Source organism: Bremerella cremea (genome assembly GCF_039541315.1).
In the GTDB taxonomy this organism is placed as follows: Bacteria; Planctomycetota; Planctomycetia; order Pirellulales; family Pirellulaceae; genus Bremerella; species Bremerella cremea.
Map to the genome: position 1 here is coordinate 108434 of NZ_BAABFZ010000004.1, position 21180 is coordinate 129613.

The following is a 21180-nucleotide window of genomic DNA, read 5'->3' on the forward strand; positions in this document are numbered from 1 at the left end:
AATGCGAGCCCACCGTCAGAGAATGAAGCGATAGAAAGAATCGCGGACTAGAATTCGCCGATCGGCTGACCGTCGTCACGTGTGGCGAGACGGGCCAACGTTTCCAGCGGAATGGTTTCGGCCAGGAAGCGAACCGAACCATCACCCAGCAGAACATTCACACCGCCAGGATGGGTCGAGTTCAAAGGAATGTTGGCGCCACCATCGTTGCCGACCCCAGTGCCTCCTTCATCATCGGTCCAGCCGGTGGTGCGATTCACCACGTAGCGGATCGTCGTGATGTTGAACGGACGATTGTCGCCGTTGTAGGTCATGTTCGGTGGCGAGTCGGAGCTCTTGCAACCGATGGTCCAGCTCCAAGGCTGGCTGGCTCGCCAGTCTTGACGAGTGCCAGAGGTGTCGGTCAGCCAGTTGCCATGTTCGCTGGCGGCCAGGGTGTTGGTCGAACCATCGGTCATGTCGGCGAAACGAATCTTGCTGTTGGCAAACAAGATACCGCCAGCACTGAAGCTACCCCCACGCGCGTTGGTGGTGATGCGGCTTTCGGTGTAGCCCGGGATCGTTCCGTTGATGGCACCACTGATGCCAACGTAAGTGACTGCAGCGGAGTTGCCGCTGTTCGAGCGTGAGAAGCCAGGCAACGGGGTCGAGGGGCAACGATACTTCTCCATTTCGAGCCCTTTGACGACGGCATTGTTCGCAGAGTTGAACACACCGGACGAACCCTTCCAGTCCCACTTGTCGGCGATGGCAGTCTCTTCGACGTATGGCAAGATGTAGACCAGCCACGAACTGCCCCAATTCGTGGTTTTGGCCGCATCGACACCAAACGGAGGCTGATCCTGGGCGCCGCCTGGAGGGAAACGCTGGAAGGTATCGTGATGGTTGTGGAGTGCCAGGCCAATCTGTTTCAGGTGATTGGTGCACTGCATTCGTCGAGCCGCTTCGCGGGCTTGTTGTACCGCCGGAAGCAACAGGGCGATCAAGACGCCGATGATGGCAATAACGACCAAAAGTTCGACGAGTGTGAAGCCGCGTCGAAGGAGAGTAAGCGCGCGCATGTGTCTGCCTCTTCAATGTTGGACGAAAAGAGATGGATGGATGCAACGAAGTTTCGAAACAACCTTCGACCAGATAGCAATCACCGGAAGGATTAGTCAGGGAGCCGGAGAAAGGCTATTTGGGGAATAGTAGTTCTGGCGGGATGAGTTATTGGCCAGGGGGACTATGTGCATAATAAAAGCTAAGCCTGTTAAGGAAATGGGGTGTCGGGATAAAAATAAGAAAAATAGCAAAAAGAGGGCTCGGATCGCGGGGACTACCTTAAACTGATAGTTAGACAACTAAATTGCCAATTAGGACTTGCTTCCGTAATGATTTACATGTAAAGTAAATCTAGACGGAGGAAACCATGACCCCACCTGGACTCAAAGACGAACTGAAGAAACGCGACCCCTTCGGATCGAAGGAACAAGAAGCCATCCTCAATATCTTGCGGACAAGCGATCTGTTTCATAATCGATTGGGGCGACTTTTACGTGACCACGGTCTGACCGGGTCGCAGTACAACGTCTTGCGGATCTTGCGTGGTGAAGGGAAGCCTCTGCCGTCGCTCGAAATCGCGAGTCGCCTGATTCAGGTGGTGCCGGCGATTACTGGTTTGATCGATCGCCTGGAAAAGCAGGAACTGGTCAGCCGAGTTCGATGCGAGAAAGACCGTCGGGTGGTCTATGTCGCTATCACCGACAAGGCCCTCGAGATTTTGGCCAACATCGATCAACCGTTGATGGATGCCCACAAGCGATTGATGGGACATCTGACCGAAGCAGAACTGCAGCAACTGATCGATTTGTTAGAAAAATCACGTGCGGCTGTAACCGACGACGATTCGTAGCATCTCTTTTTTTAGTACGATAGTTGATATGTAAATAGTTTACGAAGTGCTTTTTGGGGAGTTCAAGCAATGAGTTTTCAAGACAAGGTCGTGCTGATAACCGGTGGTACCTCGGGCATCGGCGAAGCGACTGCCAAGTTGTTGGCAGGTCACGGGGCGAAGGTTGTCGTTGCTGGTCGCCGGACCGAACAAGGCAACGCAGTCGTCGATTCGATTAAGTCGGCCGGCGGAGAAGCATTCTTCGTGCGTACCGATGTGACGCAGGAAGAAGACGTCAAAAACCTGGTGGCGGAGACGGTCAAGAAATATGGTCGCGTCGACGTGGCCTTCAACAACGCAGGCGTCGAAGGGTCAGGGCCTGTGCATGAGGTTACCGTCGAGCAGTATCGGCACATCTTCGATATCAACGTGCTGGGTGTATTCCTCAGCATGAAGTACGAAGTCGAGCAGATGCTGAAGCAAGGGAGCGGGGTGATCATCAACACCTCCAGCATCCTCGGCCAGGTCGCGATGCCAGGGGCCAGTGTTTACAACGCGTCGAAGCATGCCGTCGAAGGGATGACCAAAACCGCCGCGTTGGAATATGCCCAGCAAGGCATTCGAGTCAATGCGGTCGCTCCGGCTGCCACGGCAACCGACATGATCGATCGCTTCGCCGGAAAAGAAGGAGCCGGGTCACGAGCCCAACTGGCCGCGTTGCATCCGATGAATCGGCTGGCCACGGTAGAAGAAATTGCCGGCGCTGTCGCCTATTTGGCTTCAGACGCGGCTTCGTTTACGACCGGCATCAGTTTGCCAGTCGATGGTGGTTTTCTCGCAAGGTAAAGGAATCGAGTCATGATCCAAGTCCGAAAAGCGGCCGACCGAGGCCATGCGAACCACGGTTGGCTCGATACGTATCACACGTTCTCGTTTGCCAGTTATCAGGACCGCAAGCACGTTCACTTCCGCTCGCTGCGAGTGATGAACGAGGATCGTGTTGCCCCGGGAGGAGGTTTCGGAACGCACCCGCACAACGACATGGAAATTGTCACCTACGTGCTCGAAGGTGCCCTGGAACATAAGGACTCGATGGGCAATGGCGAGGTGCTCCGTCCTGGTGAGTTCCAGCGGATGTCGGCTGGTACTGGGATCACGCATAGCGAGTTCAATCCGTCCAGCGACGAACCTGTTCACCTGTATCAGATCTGGTTATTTCCGGATCAAAAGGGTTTGACCCCTAGTTACGAACAGAAGCGATTTCCCGATGAAGAGCTGCAAAACAAGCTCCGGGTGGTCGCTTCGCCGGATGCAGAGCAAGGTGCATTGGCGATCCACCAGGACGCCAAGATCTTTCTCAGCAAGCTCGATGCCGGCTCCAGCGTCGAGTACCCAATCACCGAGTCGCGGCATGCCTGGCTTCAGGTCCTTCGCGGCAACGTCACGCTGAATGGCCAGCCGCTCGATACCAGCGATGGTGCGGCAGTCAGTGACGAAACCGTTTTGAAGATCGAAGCGGGCGACTCCGCTGAGATCATGCTGTTCGATTTGGCTTAAACCAACACCACTGAGTTTTCACGAAAGATAGAACCATGAATAACCCCGTAGTCCAAGGCGTTCTGGCAGTTGTTGGTCGACTGTTTATCGTCACCATCTTCGTCATGAGTGCCTTGGGAAACAAGATTCCGCAGTTCAGCAACGTGGCGCAGTACATGGCCTCGGAAGGTGTCCCGGCACCTCAAGTGATGCTGGCCGGTGCCATTGTGTTTTTGATCGTCGGCGGCTTGTCGGTCCTGCTGGGATTTTATGCCCGCTTCGGGGCGATCTTGCTGTTCACCTTCCTGGTGTTGGCAACCTACTTCTTCCACGACTTCTGGACGTTTGAAGGAGAGGCTGCCCAAATGCAAACGATCCAGTTCATGAAGAACCTTTCGATGATGGGAACGATGCTGTTCATCATGGCCGTGGGCTCTGGCCCATGGAGTCTGGACAAAGTTCTGGCCAAGGAGGAAATAGCCGCTTAGAGCTCCCCCAAGATCAATAGGCTGCTCTTCCTCCAGCAAAGGCACGTCTTCGCCATCGAGGGCGTGCTTTTGTATGCGCGGTTGGAATGGCTGTGGCAATTGAAGTATGCTGAACCTTCCTCGATTGCCCCCCTACCCTGCCCTTTTGCCTGGAGCCCCGCGTGAAACGCCTTTGCTGCCTATTGCCGATCCTGGCGACGTTGTTCGTATCGATGGCTCACGCTGAAGAGACCAGCAAGCCAAACCTTCTGTTCCTTTTCGCCGACGACCAAAGCTATGAAGCGGTCGGCTACCGTGGGATGACTCAGGTCAAGACACCGAACATCGATCGGCTTGCTGCCCGGTCACTCTCGTTCACGCATGCCTACAATCAGGGATCTTGGAGCGGAGCCGTTTGCGTCGCCAGTCGCACGATGCTCAATACCGGTCGCTTCGTCTGGCGAGCCAACGATGTCTATAAGACTGCCGAAGCCGAGCGGTCTGCCGGTCGGTTCTGGTCGGAGCATCTTAAGAAGGCAGGCTATCAAACCTACATGACCGGCAAGTGGCACGTGCCGGCCAATGCCGCCAAAGCGTTTGATGTGACCGGCCATGTTCGCGGAGGCATGCCGAAGCAAACGCCCGAAGGTTACAACCGACCGCAGAGTCGGGACGATAAGACCTGGCAGCCATGGGATCCGAAGTTCGGTGGTTTCTGGGAAGGTGGCAAGCATTGGAGCGAAGTGGTTGGGGATGAAGCGGTCGACTTCCTGCAGACCGCCGCCAACGATCCGCGTCCCTTCTTCATGTATGTCGCGTTCAACGCACCGCACGATCCACGACAGTCGCCCAAAGAGTTCGTCGACATGTATCCAGCCGACGAGGTAGAAGTGCCCGGCGACTTTCTGCCGGAGTACCCCGAGCACAAATCAATTGGTTGCCCACCGAGCCTGCGTGACGAGAACCTGGCTCCTTTCCCACGCACCAAATATGCGGTCCAGGTCAATCGCCAGGAATACTTTGCGATTATCACCCACATGGATGAGCAAATTGGTCGCATCCTGAAAGCCTTGGAAGAGTCGGGCAAGGCCGACAATACCTATGTCTTCTTCACTGCCGACCATGGCCTGGCATGTGGTCACCATGGTTTGATGGGAAAACAAAACTCGTTCGACCACAGCATCCGCGTGCCACTGTTGGTCTCAGGGCCGGGGATCAAGCCAGGCACGAATCCTGCCCCAGTTTATCTGCAAGATATCATGCCGACCACGCTGCAGTTGGCCGGTATCGCTCAGCCGAAGCATGTCGACTTCCATAGTCTGATGCCTTTGATCGAAGGGAAAGAGAAGACTTCGTACGACGCGATCTACAACTGCTATCTTGATCTGCAACGATCGATTACGGCTGATGGGTTCAAGTTAATGGTCTATCCGAAGGCAGACTGTGTGAAGCTATTCGATCTCGCAAAAGATCCCTCCGAAACAAAGGATCTTTCTGCGGACCCCTCGTACGCAGAGAAAAGGCAGCAACTTTTTGCGACCCTTCAGGACTGGCAAGCCAAGGTTGGCGACCAATTGAAGCTCGACCCGAAATTGCTCGACTAAACGTACTGCTGGGAGGGATGCTTACCAGAAGGCGAGTTGCCAAATTGGGGCGAAGCGATCAAAAGTCGCGAAACCTGGCAATCGTTTGATAGGTAAGTAGCCCATAGAGAAGGTACGCGGTCCGGTCGACCGCGATCTGCCTGCTTGCAAGCTAAAGTCGTCTTGGCGCTTCTGGCGGTCCCGTGCGACACTCAGCTTTTGATCTTGTGATTCAGCCCAGGAGTCTGTCGTCGTGAAATGGATCGTTTCTTGTTTGATCGTTTGCAGCCTGGTCGCCATTTCCTCCGATTCGACTTGGGCAGAAGAAGCCAAACTGACCGCCGGAAACGCTCTGACGCTGAACATGACTCGGCAAGACTCGCAAGGCAATGTGCATGCGATTTCGCCTAGTTCGCGAAAAGCAGCGCGAGTTTATGTCTTCGTTACTGGCGAATGTCCTATCTCGCGAACCTACTTCCCAGTCTTAAACGACCTCTATAAGTCGTGGGGAAAGAACGAGGAAGATGTCGAGCTGATCGGTATCTGGGCCGATGTGACTCAGTCGCCACAAGTCGTTGCCCAGTTTGCCAAAGACTTCTCGATCGAGTTCCCCATTCTGTTGGATCGCGATGCCAGCTTGGGCAAAGCTTTGAAGCCAACGACCGTGCCGGAAGCCTTCGTGCTGAACCATCATGGCGAAGTGGAATACCATGGCCGCATCGACGATCGCTTCCTGCAATTAGGGGCCCGAAAGCCGGAACCAAGCGAAGACACGTTGAAGCTGGCAGTCGATAACGTCGTTGCTGGCTTGAAGGTGGTGATCTCGGAAACAAAGCCAGTTGGTTGCTATTACGAGCTTCCCCCGGCCCGCAAGCCAGCGGAAGCCGAGCTAACCTTCAACCGCGATATTGCCCCGATCTTGAACGCCAATTGCGTTGTTTGCCATCGCGAAGGGGAAGTCGGCCCGTTTACGTTGACCAGTTATATGGACGCTGCCAAGCGTGCCCGGCAAATTGCCCGCGTGGTCGATCAGAAGTTGATGCCACCTTGGAAAGCGGCTCAAACACATGGCGAGTTTGAAGGACAGCGCACGCTGACCGATCACGAAATCGAAACGATCAAGCAGTGGGCGACCTCGGATCGAGCCGAAGGAGAACCAGCCGACCTGCCACCATTGCCGACGTTCGCCTCGGACTGGGCCTTGGGTGAACCAGACTTGATCTTGGAGATGCCGGTCGATTTCACCGTGCCGGCAGGCGGGCCAGATATCTTCCAGAACTTTGTCATCCCTTACGACGTGCCCGAGAACAAGCTGGTCGCGACGGTCGAGTTCAAACCGGGCGATGCTAGCGTTGTGCATCACTCGCTGCTGTTTCTCGATAACTCCGGTCGGGCTCGCAAGCTTGACGATAAGACTCCTGAGCCAGGCTACTCGACCTTCGGCGGACCAGGCTTTGCTCCGGCTGGCTCGATCGGCGGTTGGTCCCCAGGAAAGATGCCACGACGCCTGCCCGATGGCTTAGGGCGTATGATGGACAAAGGCTTCGACCTGGTGATGCAGATTCACTATCACCCCAGTGGCAAAGAAACGACTGACCGCTCGAAGGTCGGGATCTACTTCGTCGACAAGCCGAAGAACGAAGCCTTTGCCATCTGGACCTCGAACTTCGATCTCGACATTCCCGCTGGCGAAGCAAACTATCGAGCCAAGGCGGTCTATAAGCTGCCGACCGATGTCACCATGCTAAGCTGCATTCCGCACATGCACTTGTTGGGGCAGCAGATGACGGTGACCGCCCAACTGCCCGATGGCACCACCAAGCAGTTGATCGATGTGCCGCAATGGGATTTCAACTGGCAGGACGAATACATGTTCGCCGAGCCATTCAAGCTGCCGGCCGGGACCAAGTTGGAAGTGGTCGCGAGGTTTGATAACTCGTCTGAGAACCCCTCGAACCCGAGTACACCTCCGCAGCGAGTCACCTTCGGCGAAGAAACGACCGACGAGATGCTGTACTGCTTTTTTCTAGTGGCCACCGAAGATCCTAAGATGGTGCCACTTGTCGAAGGGGACGTGCTGACGCAAGAGGTCATGCGTCGTGCTGCCTACCGCCTGCGGAAGGGGCGATAGGGATCCCGCGCGCCCAAGCAAGCTCTGCTAGCAATCAGGAATCGTCGATCTATGCGGGGATCCTCATCATGATTGCTTCCCGATCTCGATTGACCCCCTGGCGGTCACCTTCTATTGTACGCGCCCCTTTCAAGCGGCATTCTCCGGAACGGATGCCGTTTTGAAGGTGGTTTTGATTCGCTGGGCCGTCATCTAATCATTAATTCGCGGCCCGTATTCAGGGATGGTACGGAAAGAAATCATGTTGCAGACAAAGCGCTTAGGGATGGGCGCCATCCTGGCCTGTTTGGCGGTTCTTTCGCTCACCACGGCTATGCTCGCTCAACAGCCGGGCACATCTGGCTATGGTCCGATTCCGTTGACCATTGAAGGGAATGATATCCCTGCGACGGCCTACGAAGGGCAGCCTCAGCAGATGCCGCCGCAACAACAACAGCAACAATACGCGCCAGCGCGGCCTGCTTATGGGCAACAGCCGATGCCGGGCCAATATGCTCCACAGCAAGCGTATGGCCAGCAGCAGCCAGTCTCGCGCTTCGCTCAGCAACCTCAAGCCACGCCGCCGATGCAGCCGGCCCCACAAGGGCAAGCTCCGTTTCAGCCGAACTTCGGACCTGCTTCGACCCCTCAGCCGAGTGCCTTTGCTGCTCCGCAAACAGGTCAGGAGCCAGCGGCGGCTCCGGGAGCGGCAGCCGTACCAGGGGCACCTTCACGTCCGGATCAAGAGTTGACGCTCGAACGTGTCGAATCGCTTCGCAAGGAAGCGGAAGAGGCTCCCAATGTCGACGAAGAAAAGAAAAAGAAGATCGCCGATCTCTACCGAGACGCGGCTGCCAAGGTAAAAGAAGCCCAGGACTATACCGCCAAGGCTGCTTCGTACGCCGGCGACAGCCAGCCTGAAGTGCTTCAAAAGCGGATGGAGACGATCAAAACCAATCTGGCCGAACTCCAAAAATTGAAGCCGGAATCTTTCAACGACCTGCCGCTGGCCGATCTCGAGCAACGTCAGGCCAAGCAGGAACTTGACAACACGGCAATCCAAAAAGAACGTTTCGCCGCTGAGAACGAAGCCAAGCGTCGCGCCGAACGACGCAAGGAACTTCGCCAGTGGATGGTCGAACTGCCCAACAAGTTCGCCGCCCTCCGTCAGGCAGGTGAAGCAGTTTCGCCAGACGAAAATCCATTACTGGCCCAGGCAATCAAGACGAACCTGACCGCTCAGAGCGGGGCGTTGTATCGCCAGTACGTCGCCGCGGAAGCGGAACTGGCCAAGTACGACGCCGAAGATTCGGTCGACCTGGTTCGCTTTGAACGTGATTTGGCAACTCAGCGATTGGCATTCGCCGAGCAGACCATGAAGGCGATGGCGGAAGAAGTCAAACGGAAGCGAGCCCAAGCCGCACAAGAAGCAGTTCGCCAGGCTCGCGAACAGCTGATCATGGTTCAGCCCGCTTTGCGAAGCTACGCCGAAAGCAATCAGCTTCTGGCCGAGACCTCGCAAGAGATCACCCGCAAGCTGGACGAAACGGAAAAGTTCGCCAAGAAGGCGGACGAAGATCTTCGCAAACTACAGAAGCAATTCCGCGAGACCAAAGAAAAGGTCGACCAACTCGGTTTGACAAGTTCGATTGGCGTGCTGCTGCGGAAGCAACGGACCGAATTGATCGAGATGTCGCCCTGGAGAACCGGTTCGCCCGATCGACAAGCGATGATCGACGAAGCGCAGTTCAAGCACTTTGAATACGACGACCAGCGTGACGCGTTGGCGAATACGGAAACATTCGTGCAGCAGGTGCTCGCCGAGTCGAAGATTGAAGATCCGGCAGAACGCGCCGAACTGGAAGCGGCGGCTCGCGATCTGTTTGAACGTCAACGCGACAACCTCGACGGCTTGCTGAAGAACAACACCAAGTACCTCGACAAGATGATCGCGCTGAATGCCACCGAGCAGCAGACGGCGAACGTGATTGCCGAGTACCAGAACTACATCGATAAACGTGTCCTATGGATTCGCAGTGGTAATATTCTGGCCACCGAACTTCAGATGGACTCTTCGGACAAAGAGTTCCTGGCACCGGAAAGTTGGACGGCTGTCGGCAAGGTACTGTGGACCGATATGAACCGCACGCCGATTATCTACGTGCTGGTTGTCGGTATCTTCCTTACGTCGATCGTCAAGCGAGGCAAGCTCCGCAGTGACTTGCGTCAGCTAGGCGAAACGGCCCAAAAGGCAGGCTTCTTCGGTTTCTGGCCAACGATTCATGCGATCTTCTATTCCATTCTGATGTCGGCCATCAATCCGGCATTCGTCGCTTTCATTGCCTGGCGTTTGATGGTCGCGGCACCCGATCAAACGTTCGCGATTGCAGTCGGTAACGGTTTGTTCTGGACGGCGGTCATGTGGTTCCCATTGGAACTGCTGCGGAACGTGTGCCGTGGCAAGGGACTGGGGGAATCGCACTTCAAATGGCCTGAATCGTCGCTTCGCCTGTTAGGCAAGAGCCTGGCCTGGCTGATCCCAGTGATCTTGCCGCTGACCTTTATTACCTCGACCTTCTACGCCAGCGATCCAACGCATGGTCACGATGCGATTGAACGCGTCTGCTTTATTGTGCAAGCGATTGTGCTGGCCGCTTTCCTGGGACGTATTCTGCACCCCAGCGGCGTGTTTCAGGAATACATTGCTTACAACCAGGGTGGTTGGTTCGATCGCTTGAAGTACGTCTGGTATTGGGGGGCCGTGTCGGCTCCGCTGGGGCTCGCCGTGCTGGCGTTCTGGGGTTACTACTATACGGCTCAAGTGCTGCAGTGGCGATTGTTTGCCACGCTGTGCTGCGTGATGGCGATGATGCTGATCCGTGCCACCTTGATGCGTTGGGTCATGTTGGCTCGCCGTAAGATGAGCATCGCCCAGGCCCGCGAACGTGCGGCAGCCGCGGCGGCTCAGTCAGGCGACTCCGCGGCCGCTTCGCTTTCCAATTCGATTCTGGCCGAACAAGCCAAAGAAGATCTTTCGGCGCACAGTGCCCAGACGCAACGTTTGCTGGCGACCGGCATGTTCACCGTCGCCCTGATTGGTTTCTGGGTGATCTGGGGACAAGTGCTGCCGGCGCTGAGTATGTTGGACCGCTACGGCTACGATATCGAATCCTCCGAGCAAGTCGCCGATGCCGAAATGCCGACGGCTCCGGGGATGCCACCAGTGCCGACCGATGGCGAAGCCAAGGCAGCCGCCGATCCATTGGCCGCCGTGACCACGAAGAAGAAGATCACGATCCTGACGATGGCGTTCTCGGCGTTGATCCTGGGGCTGACCCTGGTCTTCGCTCGCGATATTCCTGGTTTGATGGAGATGACCATCCTTCAGCGATTACCGCTAGAGCCCTCGGTGCGTTACGCGATTACGTCGCTGACCAGTTATGCGATCGTGATGATAGGGATCGTGTGGGCGTTTTCAACGCTCGGGTTACAGTGGTCTCAGATTCAGTGGCTGGCGACCGCGTTGACGTTCGGTTTGGCGTTCGGTCTGCAGGAGATGTTCGCCAACTTTGTGGCGGGCATCATCATTCTGTTCGAGCGTCCGATCCGTGTCGGCGACATCGTGACCATCCACGATGTGACCGGCGTTGTCTCGCGAATTCGTATTCGTGCCACGTCGATCACCAACTGGGATCGCAAAGAATACGTCGTCCCGAATAAAGAGTTCATCACCGGCCGACTCTTGAACTGGACCTTGTCCGACACGGTCAACCGCGTGGTGATTAACGTCGGTGTTGCTTACGGCACCGATACCGACAAGGCCCGCAAACTGCTGGTCGAGATTGCCGAACGAAACCAGTTCCTGCTGAAGGATCCGGCGCCGATGGCGACCTTCGAAGGCTTTGGCGACAGCACGCTGAACTTGACGCTGCGAGCCTATCTGCCAAACCTCGAGAACCGTATGCAGGTCATCACTGACTTGCACACGCAGATCGATCGAGCGTACCGCGACGCCAAGATCGAGATCGCTTTCCCACAACGCGATTTGCATATTCGCACCGCTCCTGGTTCCTCTGCCGCCCTGGGGATTCCAGAGCAGAAAGAAGTCGCCAACGAGATGGAAAACAAAGAAGGCAAACGAGGTGCGGCCTGAAGGGGACGCACCGAGGCCTAAGTCAGGTCGCTAGCATCGAAGTCGCTCTGGCCCGAAATTCCGCAATGCGATACAAACCCCACGAAGGTTTGCGCGCAACGCGGAAAAGTAAAGGTTACGGCGATGAAGAAAGATCAAAACGAATCCACCGGCTCTGCCCAGGGACTGTCGAAATGGCGTCCCCTGATCGTCGTGGTTGGCTTGATTTTGCTGGTGGTTATGTTGCCATCGATCGCGGCACAAACGCCTTTACTTTCGTGGGGCGTTTCGCAAGCTGCTTCCGGCGTGAATGCCAATGTGAATGTCGGTTCAGCCTCGCTCGGTTGGTTCTCGCCGATTGTGCTTCGCAATGTGACCGTTACCGATCTGGAAGGGGAACCGGTTGCCGAAATCCCGTCGGTTCGCGTGAGCAAATCGCTGCTCGGGCTGATTTCTAACCCGAGTGATCTCGGAACGATTGAAATCAATCAGCCAACCCTCCACGTTGTGGTCGGGGAGGGAACCAGCAATCTCGAAAATCTGATCGTCCCAGAGACGCATGACGAAACCGATCATGACCATGGGACGTCGACTCCCAAGATGTATCGACTGGTCATCCGGGAAGGAACCGTTCAACTGGCCGACTCGAATTCTTCGCGGACCTGGACGGTCGAAGACTTCTCGGCCGATGTCGACTGTCGCGATCCCAATATTCCGGCACCTTGTTCGTTGTCGGCCAATATTCGCGATCAACAGCAAATGGGCGTCGTCCAAGGACGAGGCACTTTGCCCGGAACAACTGGCGACTCGAATCTTTCGATTGTGACGAAGGGGTTGCCGATCGGTGTCGTCGAGCTGCTCGGGGCGCGAATGGCTTATCCGGTTGTGGCACGCGGTGAACTCAACGGCCAGGTCGATCTGGTGTCAACGGAAGCCGGCCCGACGCTGCAGTGCAATCTAGAAGCGAGTGGCGTGAATGTTCGCTCGATTCGTTCGACTCGCGGCAATGGCTGGGCCAATGGAACGTTGCGATTGACTGGGCAAATCGCCTGGGTGGGATCGCACCTGCAAGCCAACCAGTTCACGCTGACAACCGACTGGGGGCAGCTTCTCGCCAATGGAAATATTCCGGTCCAACTTGGTGCCAGCCCGAACGCTTCCCCAGCTCAACTGCTGGGTGACCAGCCATGGCAAGTACGGGGAACCTTGGATGTCGCCCGCCTGGCGATGGCTTTTCCCGACCTGCTACAGATCCGCGAAGGCGTTCAAATTCAGGAAGGCCGCATTTCGGTCGGGCTCGAGAACATTCAGGGCACGGCCACTCCGGAAGTTCGAGGTGCTGCGAACGTGTCGAACATTGTTGCTTCGGTCAATGGCCGACGCGTCGACTGGAATCAGCCGCTGGAAATCGCCTTGATGCTTTCGGCACCGGGCAACGAGATTCAACTCGATTCGATCGCGTGCCGTTCGTCCTTCTTGACGGCCGAAGGCAGGACGAATGGTCCCCAGACCGATGTTCAATTCACTGTTGATGGTAATCGCCTGGCGGCGGATCTTTCGCAATTGGTTGACTTGAGTGGGAACCAGTTCGCTGGCACGCTGCAGGGATCGCTGCAAGTTCAAAACCTGGGTGGCGGACGGATCGCATTGTCGACGCTCGCCAACGGTGTCGATTTGAAATGGGGCAGAAACTCGCAGGTTTTATTGTCGGAACCGAACCTACAAACGCAGTGCCAGGCAACAATTGTCTTCGAGCAAGGTCAGCTTCGCCAGGTCGAGTCCGCAATTGCCTCGCTGAAGACTTCCACCACCACGCTATCCGCACAAACAGCGACACCGGTCGTCATTGGCGAGCCCACCGTGTGGCCAATCAAACTGCAACTGCAAGGACCGGTCGATTCGATCTGGACGCAGATCCGCAGTTCGATTGGCTTCGGCGACTTCCAGTTGGGTGGCAATGGTCTGATCCTTGCCAAGCTGACGATCAGCGATCAGCTCTGGAACCTGGAAGGTGTCAACGTCGACATCAACAACTTCGCGATCGTCGGCCCGATGACTCAGGTTTACGAGAACCAACTCAAAATCGAAGGTGCCGGTTCGATCGACTGGGCCAAGGGGCATTTCGCTTCGCCACAATTCACCGTGGTCGGAACGACGATTTCGGCTCGCGGTACCGATGTGGCTGTTCCGCTGGGAAGTGGTGGCACGGCATCGGGAAAGCTTGCTTACCGTGTCGACCTCAGTCGTGGGATTCACTGGATCTTACCTGCTCAATGGCTAGGGCAAAATCGCGTTGGGGGCGAACTCTCTGGCTCGATGACCCTTTCCAATGAAGAGCAAGGTTTTGTGTTGCAGAACAACGGCCAGATCGCCAACTGGGAACTGGTCGTTCCAGGCCAGGTCGCACCCAACACCGGACCGGTAACGCAGCCTGCCGCAGCAAGTCGTCAGCAGATGACCTGGCGAGAACCGAACCTTACCTTTGCACAAGCGATTAGTTTGAATCGGCAAGAAGACTCACTGGCACTTCACTCGTGCACGATGCAGTCGTCCGCGCTCAAACTGGCCATCGAAGGGGGAGTCGGTCAATTATCTTCGGTCGGAAATCTCTCGATGCAAGTTCAAGCCGAATACGACTGGGCGAAGCTGGCTCCCCTGGTCAGTGCCATCATGGGACCAAAGGTGTCGATCGACGGACAGCAAGTTTCCAAGTTCCAAGTGGCAGGCCCAATCTGGAATAGTAACCCGGCCAGTGGGACTTCACTGACCATCGCACCAACCTGGCAAGGTGTCGGCGATCTTTCGTGGAAGCAGGCCAACTTGTATGGCATTCCGGCAGGGGCTTCCACGTTGAACGCTCAGCTGCGCCAAGGTGCGTTACAGTTAACGGCGAACAGCCCCGAGATCAGCGGTGGCAAGCTTTCGCTGCAAAGTCAGTTGTTGCTCAACGCGACACCAATGCAGTGGCAAGTGGCCCAAGGCCGGGCGATTGATAATGTTGCAATCACGCCGCAGATGTGTCAGTCTTGGCTGCAGTACGTGGCACCAGTTGTGGCCGACGCTACTCGAGTGGAAGGTCGATTCTCGTTGGACTTCGACGGTGGCAACTTCCCGCTTGCCGATCCGATGCAAGGCGAAGGAAGCGGTATCTTGACGATTCATGGGGCCGAGGTGCGCTCAGGTCCGTTGTCGCAAGGGTACGTGATGCTAGGACGCAATGTCGAAGCATTGGTCAAGGGAAAGCCGGCGACGGCGATCGATCAAGGATCGGCTTCGCTGCTAACGCTGCCAGCGCAACAGGTACGGTTTCGCGTAGTGCGAGGTCGCGTCTATCACGAGAACTTGATTGTCCAATCGGGTGAAGTGCAAGTGGTGACGTCGGGTTGGGTTGATTCCAACGAGCAGATGCAATTGATGGCGGCGATTCCAATTCGCGATAGCTGGATCGAAAAGGCACCCTGGCTTGCTTCGATGCGAGGGACGGCGCTCAATGTTCCGATCACCGGCACGATGCGTCAGCCCAAAATCGATAGCAACGTAATCGAGCAACTGACGCGCGGTATGCTTAACAATGCCGCGCAAGGTGCAATTCAGAATGGAATCAATCGAGGCCTGCAAGAGCTGTTCGGTCCCAAGTAGCGGGGCCGAGGCAGACGTTTAGAGCTCGTATTCCGGCTGCAGGGCAAAGCGACGAAATTCACCTTCGTCGATGAAGACACCCTGATCGGAAAGCTGGAATACCATATCGGTGCCCGGCCATCCCATGGCGGTCAGCAGCGTATCGAGGGCGTCTTCCGAACAAGCCCCTTTCAGTTCCGCCGAGTGCAGACGTCCGTTGCGATCGAAAAGCACGCCATCGACCTGCCAGCCATCTTCGCTGGTCCAGACAAACGAACCATCGGGTTCGAAAAGCATACGTGGCAAATCGACCAGGCGATCTTGAGCGGCTTCAAACGATGCTGCCATCGGCTCGCCAAGCGTGATTGGCGAGATCGCAAGGGTCTGCAAACGAAGTCCTCGTACATGACAAAGAGGACCCAATTGCATCGACCGGGGGCGGGCATGCACCGAGACGTTAAATCGATACATCGAGTTACTATTGCGTATTGACCTGATCCGCAACCCAGCTCAGATAGTCATGCCCGCCATCAATGACGGGAAGTGCGATGATCTCTGGCACGTCGTACGTGTGGAGTTGGCGAATCAGTTCGACCAGTAGGGATAATGCCTGATCCGTGGTTTTCACCGAGACCAGGTACTCTTCTTCTTTCTGAATTTTGCCTTCCCACTTATAGACCGACATGATCGGGGCGGCGATCTGAACACACGCGCCTCGGCCTTCGTGGATAATGGCTTCCGCAAGCCTCTCGGCAGCCGCGCGGGAGTCGATCGTGGTTTGCACAACGATGACCTGCGGCATACTGGAGGTACCTGATAGAAAGACTTGCTTTTACGACGTTTCTGCCCCGCTCGATAGTCTACAAGAATCACAGGTGTTTCGGGGGACCCTCGTGGCTGTGGGTTCCCGCAAAGGAAACGCTCCTACGGATTCTGTGGAACTCTCTCGTTCGCTGGACGAACTGGGGTGCTTGGAATTGATGGTACAGCAGTCGGTGGCGCTGGGATGGAATGACCGCCAAGATTCATCGACTTCGCGGGATAACGCAGGGGCGCGGATTGCACGTGGCGCGATTTTGGCGTCATCGCGGACTGAGCCGAATCGACACGAATCCTTCGAATGGGTGACGGAGCCGTGCCCAGAATACCGCTCCATACTTCGTAAGCTGCGCCCTGCCGCTCGTCGTCGCAGTAGAAGGTCAGGTAAGTCATCTTCTCCGAAGGCAGGAACTCGCGCCACGATTCCGTGCCACATGTCGGCGTGTAAACACGACGCCATGTACCACTGTTGAAATACAATTGGCTCAGCATAAAGCCATCGGCGAAACTGGCATCTAGTGGGACCGTTTCATCGCTATGTGTATGGCCGAAAACAATATGCTTCGCCCGGCGGTTACGGAATTCGCTTTCGTCGAGCGCACGTTTGGAGAGCGACTTCTGGACTCCCTGTTTCCGGATCCAGTTCATCATACGTTCGCCCCAACCGTCGTTGTCCTGGCAACGGAACTTCAGCAGCGATCCCATCTCTTCCAGGTCGCGGACTCCCAGTGGGCTCTCGCGATCAATGCGATAGATCAGTGGCATCATCTGTTCGATGACTCGGTCCCAGCAGTTCTTGATCTCGAACTGTAACGAGGTCACCGGGCACGAGATCTTCATCATCTGGCGTAAGCAGATTGGTGCCATGACCAGCGGACGGACATGATCCAGTTCCTGGATTCCTAACTGGCACGAGGCCGGCAACTGTTGCCCCAGCCCATGTTGGATCTCGAAACGGAACCGGGTCAGGCCTTCGATCAAAATAATATCGGCCAGGCTGCACCGGTCGCGTTGCCCAGTAAAGCAAAGGGGATCGAAGACATCGCCATGTCGCGCGAAGACTCGATGTTGCTGGAGCACGGCTTGAATGGTGGTATCTTCAAGCGGTTCGTGAGCGAACGGTTTGCCCGGCGTGTTGTTCAGCCCGAACGCTTCAATGATCGAGCCTCGGACGCGGCTCATTTCTGGATCGGCCAAATGCAGGGGCCAATCGGCATTGCCGACCATGTAGTGGATGCGGACCGGGACCGGTTGCAAGTCGTCTTCAAAGGTAGGCTTGCCGTCCGACGCCATGGCTGGGACGCGAATGGTTTGCCGTCGACTAAGACTCTTCAGGATGGCAGCCGTCTCGAGATTGCGTGTGAGGATTCCGGAAACCACCGAGCCAACACGTTGAGTGAACTCAGCGGTCGAGTCGCTGCCCCATGGCTTCGCTCCATCGATCAGCCAACGCGATGAACGCATGATGTCGAGAACATCGCCCAGCAAGACGATGTCGATTCGGGGGATCGGGCGATACTGCCCGTCACTTCGCCACGACGCGCGTACTGCAAGATCTTGAAGGCGCTCGCTGAAGATTCGGAAAGCTCCCGAATCCAAGGTTTCACAGCTGGTGCCATCGGTCAGGTGAAGATCGCTAAGTACGACTAACATTCCAGTACCCCGCGGATAAAAACGACCTGGGGCGCGCACCGTTCCGCGTACGGCGCGTCTCAACCCATATGGGTCATGAATCGGTTGCGCCGAATGCGTAGCGTTAGTTTTATCGCGACTCGCGACGACAACTACTACGGGGAATACGGTAGAAAGGCAGAAAATGCAGTGCTGACACTATCGATGATAGCGACTGCTAGCGAACGCGTTTGCGGGCTTTCAATGCGATGTAGCGTTCTTCCGGCATGGTCATGCTGGTGACACGGACACCGAACTTGTCGCCGATCTTCACTGCTTCACCTTCGGCGATCTTCTGGCGACCGATTTCGACATCGAGTGTGTCTTCGCACGACTTGTCGAACTGAATGATCGTGCCGACCCCCATATTCTCGATGTCGTGCACTTTCATCTTCTTGGCGGCCAGAATCACACGAATGGGAACCTGGATATGCAGTAAGGTTCGGCTGTAGCTCGGCAACTCTTGGAAGTTTGAGATGCGGCTACGATGGGCACCGATGCCAGCGGGGCTTGGGGCTGCACTTGGTGCCGGAGCGGCAGGTGTCGGAGCAGGTTCTGCTGGCCCTGCCGGTTCGCCTTCGAAGACACCAGAAGGATTGGTCAATGGCCAAACCATCATCGCTTCGCGAGGTTTACCATCGGCGGTGAGCTGAAGCATCAGCTTGGCCGGTTGCGAACCGACAGCACCGCCAACGCAAGCCTCGGCTAAGTTGTCGACCGCTTTGACTTCGAACTCCATGGCCATGAACTCTTCGGGAAGAAGAGTCATACCGAGTTCCTGACCGAGCGTCGCTAACTTGCTTTCGCCTGTGGGATCGGGCGTGGTGTACCACGACGGTAGAAGGCCGCTCTCTTCCGAAATCAACACGAGGGCCGCTTCCGATTCGACATTCAGCACGATCGCCAAACCAGCCGTGTTCCACGAACTCAGGTCGGCGGCGGCATCGAAGGCACTACCTTCCTCGATGCTAAGCTGAATCGACTTGTCGAACGCCCGCGACATCGCATCGGCAGCTTCCACTGCCGTGGCTTCGCAGGCACTTTTGACGTCGTTGATGGCATCGGAGTTGAATGCAGGCATGGCTTCAAGATTTGCTGGTGCGCACGGAGAGACAGTTGTTCGTCTTCTTTCTGGATATCGACGCTATAGCCGTTAAACTTGACACATTCGGCGTATTTTTCTGCTGTCAGCTAGCGCGATACAGACCCCAACCTTGATGGATATCTTCGAGTGGTTCGGCATGTTAGGCTGCCGTAAGATATTTCCTGGCCTGGGTTTCCTGATGGATGGCTCGTGCTTTCTAGCGGAGTCTATGATTGCGATCCTGCTGGCCAATTGCCTCGAACCCCGCGATTTCCACAGCGTACCCTCTCCACCATTGCCTTCCCCGTTGAGTATGGCTATATTGCCATGAAGCCATGAGTGAAGCAGCCCCCCAAATCGTGACGAAGTCGCCCCAGCAGTACGAAGCACGTGCGAAAGTGGCCAAAGCGATGGCTCACCCCAGTCGCTTGTTCATTTTGGACCTTCTAGGTCAGCAAGATATGTGCGTGCAACAGCTAACGCAGCAGATTGGTTGCGACCAATCGACGGTCTCGAAGCACCTGGCGGTGCTGAAAGATGCCGGGCTGATCGAGTCGCGAAGGGAAGGCACGTCGAACTTTTATCGTGTGACGTGTGGTTGCTTGGATGGCTTCTTCCAATGCCTGGAAGCGGTGGTCCAACTGGACGTGGAGAAGAGAGTCGAAGCGGCCTGCGAGGTCAGGTGCTCGCCATGAGGAGCTTCCTTGCGGAAGTCATCGGAACGTTTTGCCTGGTGTTCGCCGGGACAGGTGCGATCGTCATTAACGATGTCGTGCCAGGCTCGGTCACACACGTTGGCATCGCGTTGACCTTCGGCTTGATCGTGATGGCCATGATCTATTCCCTGGGAGATATCTCTGGGGCACATCTCAATCCGGCAGTGACTGTCGCATTCTGGGCGGCGAAGCAGTTCGATCGGAAGAAGATTGTTCCCTACGTCATCGCTCAATTGATCGGTGCCATTTTGGCGAGTTGTCTGCTGCGGGTGTTATTTCTGGAACACGATCACCTGGGAGCGACGCTGCCGCGTGGTCCGTGGTGGCAATCGTTTGTTCTAGAGTTCGTACTCACGTTCCTTTTGATGTTCGTGGTATTGAACGTGGCAACGGGGTCGAAGGAAACGGGAATCATGGCAGGTGCCGCGATTGGCGGAACGGTTGCCCTCGAGGCAATGTTCGCTGGTCCGATCTGTGGCGCCTCGATGAATCCGGCTCGTTCGATTGCTCCGGCACTGGTAAGTGGACAGCTTCAGCATCTTTGGATTTACATCGTGGCTACGACGGCAGGCGCATTGTTTGCCGTGGTGGCGTATCAACTGATTCACGTTGAAAGGCAGCGGGCGGTTCTTGCTGCCGATCAAGCTATCGAGGAAGAAAGCCCGTGAAGCGAGTATTGATCCTATGTACCGGGAACTCGTGCCGGTCCCAGATGGCCGAGGCACTGTGGGCCACGCTGGGTGAAGGAGCTTGGGAAGCCCTTTCGGCTGGCTCGAAGCCATCCGGTTATGTCCATCCATTGGCGATCCGTGCGATGCAGGAACTGGATGTCGACATCGCCGACTATCAAAGCAAATCGGCCAGCGAGTTCCAGCAGCAGCCATTCGACCTGGTGGTTACTGTTTGCGATAACGCCAAGCAAGATTGCCCTGTCTATCCCAACGCGAAACAAACCTTGCATTGGCCGTTTGACGATCCGGCCGATGCCACCGGCACCGACGAAGAAAAGTTGCCAACGTTCCGTCGCGTGCGTGACGAAATCAAAACCAAGATCGCCGATTTTTTGGGAGCCAGCTAAATGGAATCCGCCGTTGAATTTCCCGGAGCCTTCCGGGTGCATGTCGCTTTGAATGTCTCGAACCTGGAAGCCTCGCAGAGGTTTTACGAACTGCTGCTGGGAACCGCTCCTTCGAAGGTGCGTCCCCGTTATGCCAAGTTCGAGCCAACCGATCCTTCGGTGAACTTGTCGCTCAACGAGATCGACGAAGCCTTTGAAGTCGAAAAGGGTTCGGCCCACTTTGGCATTCAGGTGAAGTCGATTGCCGATGTCCATGCGGCCGACAAGCGTTTTCAAGACGCCGGTTATAAAACTTTCCACGAAGAAGCGACCACGTGCTGTTATGCCGTGCAGGATAAGGTCTGGGTTGCCGACCCAGATGGTCACAAGTGGGAAATCTTCGTCGTGCTGACCGCCGATGCGAAAGATCAGCTCTTTGCCGAGTCGGGCTGTTGCAGTCCAAACCTCACGCAATTGAGCTGATCTTCAGGCATTCACATTGACGATCGGCGGC

General features: G+C 56.1%; 17 protein-coding genes. 12 read left to right on the forward strand and 5 right to left on the reverse strand.

The genetic code is table 11. The features are described 5' to 3' along the window. Positions 1 to 47: 47 nt before the first annotated feature. Positions 48 to 1061, reverse strand: a complete 1014-nt coding sequence (locus ABD890_RS15125; RefSeq protein WP_345091217.1) for a DUF1559 family PulG-like putative transporter — start codon at positions 1059 to 1061, stop codon at positions 48 to 50. Between the two features lie 350 nt (positions 1062 to 1411). Between ABD890_RS15125 and ABD890_RS15130 the strand changes: the two genes are divergently transcribed. From ABD890_RS15130 to ABD890_RS15165, 8 genes are all read left to right on the forward strand, one after another. Further along, positions 1412 to 1894, forward strand: coding sequence for a MarR family winged helix-turn-helix transcriptional regulator (locus tag ABD890_RS15130; RefSeq protein WP_345091220.1), 483 nt, complete (start codon positions 1412 to 1414; stop codon positions 1892 to 1894). A gap of 69 nt (positions 1895 to 1963) precedes the next feature. Beyond that, positions 1964 to 2719, forward strand: a complete 756-nt coding sequence (locus ABD890_RS15135) for a glucose 1-dehydrogenase (protein WP_345091223.1) — start codon at positions 1964 to 1966, stop codon at positions 2717 to 2719. Between the two features lie 12 nt (positions 2720 to 2731). Further along, on the forward strand, positions 2732 to 3430 hold the full coding sequence (locus ABD890_RS15140) for a pirin family protein (RefSeq protein ID WP_345091226.1): 699 nt from the start codon (positions 2732 to 2734) through the stop codon (positions 3428 to 3430). Between the two features lie 35 nt (positions 3431 to 3465). Further along, on the forward strand, positions 3466 to 3897 hold the full coding sequence (locus tag ABD890_RS15145; RefSeq protein ID WP_345091229.1) for a DoxX family protein: 432 nt from the start codon (positions 3466 to 3468) through the stop codon (positions 3895 to 3897). Between the two features lie 161 nt (positions 3898 to 4058). Next, entirely contained in the window at positions 4059 to 5480 is a 1422-nt protein-coding gene (locus ABD890_RS15150; RefSeq protein WP_345091233.1) for a sulfatase family protein, read from the forward strand. 232 nt (positions 5481 to 5712) lie between these two features. Continuing rightward, positions 5713 to 7590 carry a redoxin domain-containing protein gene (locus ABD890_RS15155; RefSeq protein ID WP_345091236.1) on the forward strand — a complete coding sequence of 626 codons (1878 nt, stop codon included), beginning with the start codon at positions 5713 to 5715 and terminating at the stop codon, positions 7588 to 7590. Positions 7591 to 7831: 241 nt separating this feature from the next. After that, positions 7832 to 11722: a mechanosensitive ion channel domain-containing protein gene (locus ABD890_RS15160; RefSeq protein ID WP_345091239.1), complete on the forward strand. Its 3891-nt coding sequence runs from the start codon at positions 7832 to 7834 to the stop codon at positions 11720 to 11722. 123 nt (positions 11723 to 11845) lie between these two features. Continuing rightward, positions 11846 to 15340, forward strand: coding sequence for an AsmA family protein (locus ABD890_RS15165; RefSeq protein ID WP_345091242.1), 3495 nt, complete (start codon positions 11846 to 11848; stop codon positions 15338 to 15340). 18 nt (positions 15341 to 15358) lie between these two features. Here the strand turns inward: ABD890_RS15165 and ABD890_RS15170 are convergent, their stop codons facing one another. The 4 genes from ABD890_RS15170 to ABD890_RS15185 form a co-directional block, all read right to left on the reverse strand. Then, complete coding sequence (locus tag ABD890_RS15170) at positions 15359 to 15709, reverse strand: hypothetical protein (protein ID WP_345091245.1); 351 nt, start codon at positions 15707 to 15709, stop codon at positions 15359 to 15361. Between the two features lie 88 nt (positions 15710 to 15797). Next, complete coding sequence (gene cutA / locus ABD890_RS15175; RefSeq protein ID WP_345091248.1) at positions 15798 to 16121, reverse strand: divalent-cation tolerance protein CutA; 324 nt, start codon at positions 16119 to 16121, stop codon at positions 15798 to 15800. 122 nt (positions 16122 to 16243) lie between these two features. Next, positions 16244 to 17791 (reverse strand): hypothetical protein, encoded by a 1548-nt coding sequence (locus ABD890_RS15180; protein ID WP_345091251.1) that lies wholly within the window; start codon positions 17789 to 17791, stop codon positions 16244 to 16246. A 196-nt stretch (positions 17792 to 17987) separates the two neighbouring features. Beyond that, positions 17988 to 18890, reverse strand: coding sequence for a FliM/FliN family flagellar motor C-terminal domain-containing protein (locus ABD890_RS15185; RefSeq protein WP_345091254.1), 903 nt, complete (start codon positions 18888 to 18890; stop codon positions 17988 to 17990). A 362-nt stretch (positions 18891 to 19252) separates the two neighbouring features. On the opposite strand from ABD890_RS15185, the gene ABD890_RS15190 reads away from it, so the two are divergent. From ABD890_RS15190 to ABD890_RS15205, 4 genes are read left to right on the forward strand one after another with little or no spacing between them, the layout of a single operon-like run. After that, the gene (locus ABD890_RS15190) at positions 19253 to 19588 is read left to right on the forward strand and encodes an ArsR/SmtB family transcription factor (RefSeq protein ID WP_345091257.1); all 336 of its coding nucleotides are present in this window, start codon (positions 19253 to 19255) and stop codon (positions 19586 to 19588) included. Then, positions 19585 to 20277: an MIP/aquaporin family protein gene (locus ABD890_RS15195; protein ID WP_345091259.1), complete on the forward strand. Its 693-nt coding sequence runs from the start codon at positions 19585 to 19587 to the stop codon at positions 20275 to 20277. The genes ABD890_RS15190 and ABD890_RS15195 overlap by 4 nt, the downstream gene beginning before the upstream one ends. Then, the gene (locus ABD890_RS15200; RefSeq protein WP_345091261.1) at positions 20274 to 20687 is read left to right on the forward strand and encodes an arsenate reductase ArsC; all 414 of its coding nucleotides are present in this window, start codon (positions 20274 to 20276) and stop codon (positions 20685 to 20687) included. Before ABD890_RS15195 ends, ABD890_RS15200 begins: the two co-directional genes overlap by 4 nt. Beyond that, positions 20688 to 21149 carry an ArsI/CadI family heavy metal resistance metalloenzyme gene (locus ABD890_RS15205; protein ID WP_345091263.1) on the forward strand — a complete coding sequence of 154 codons (462 nt, stop codon included), beginning with the start codon at positions 20688 to 20690 and terminating at the stop codon, positions 21147 to 21149. Positions 21150 to 21180: the final 31 nt, after the last annotated feature.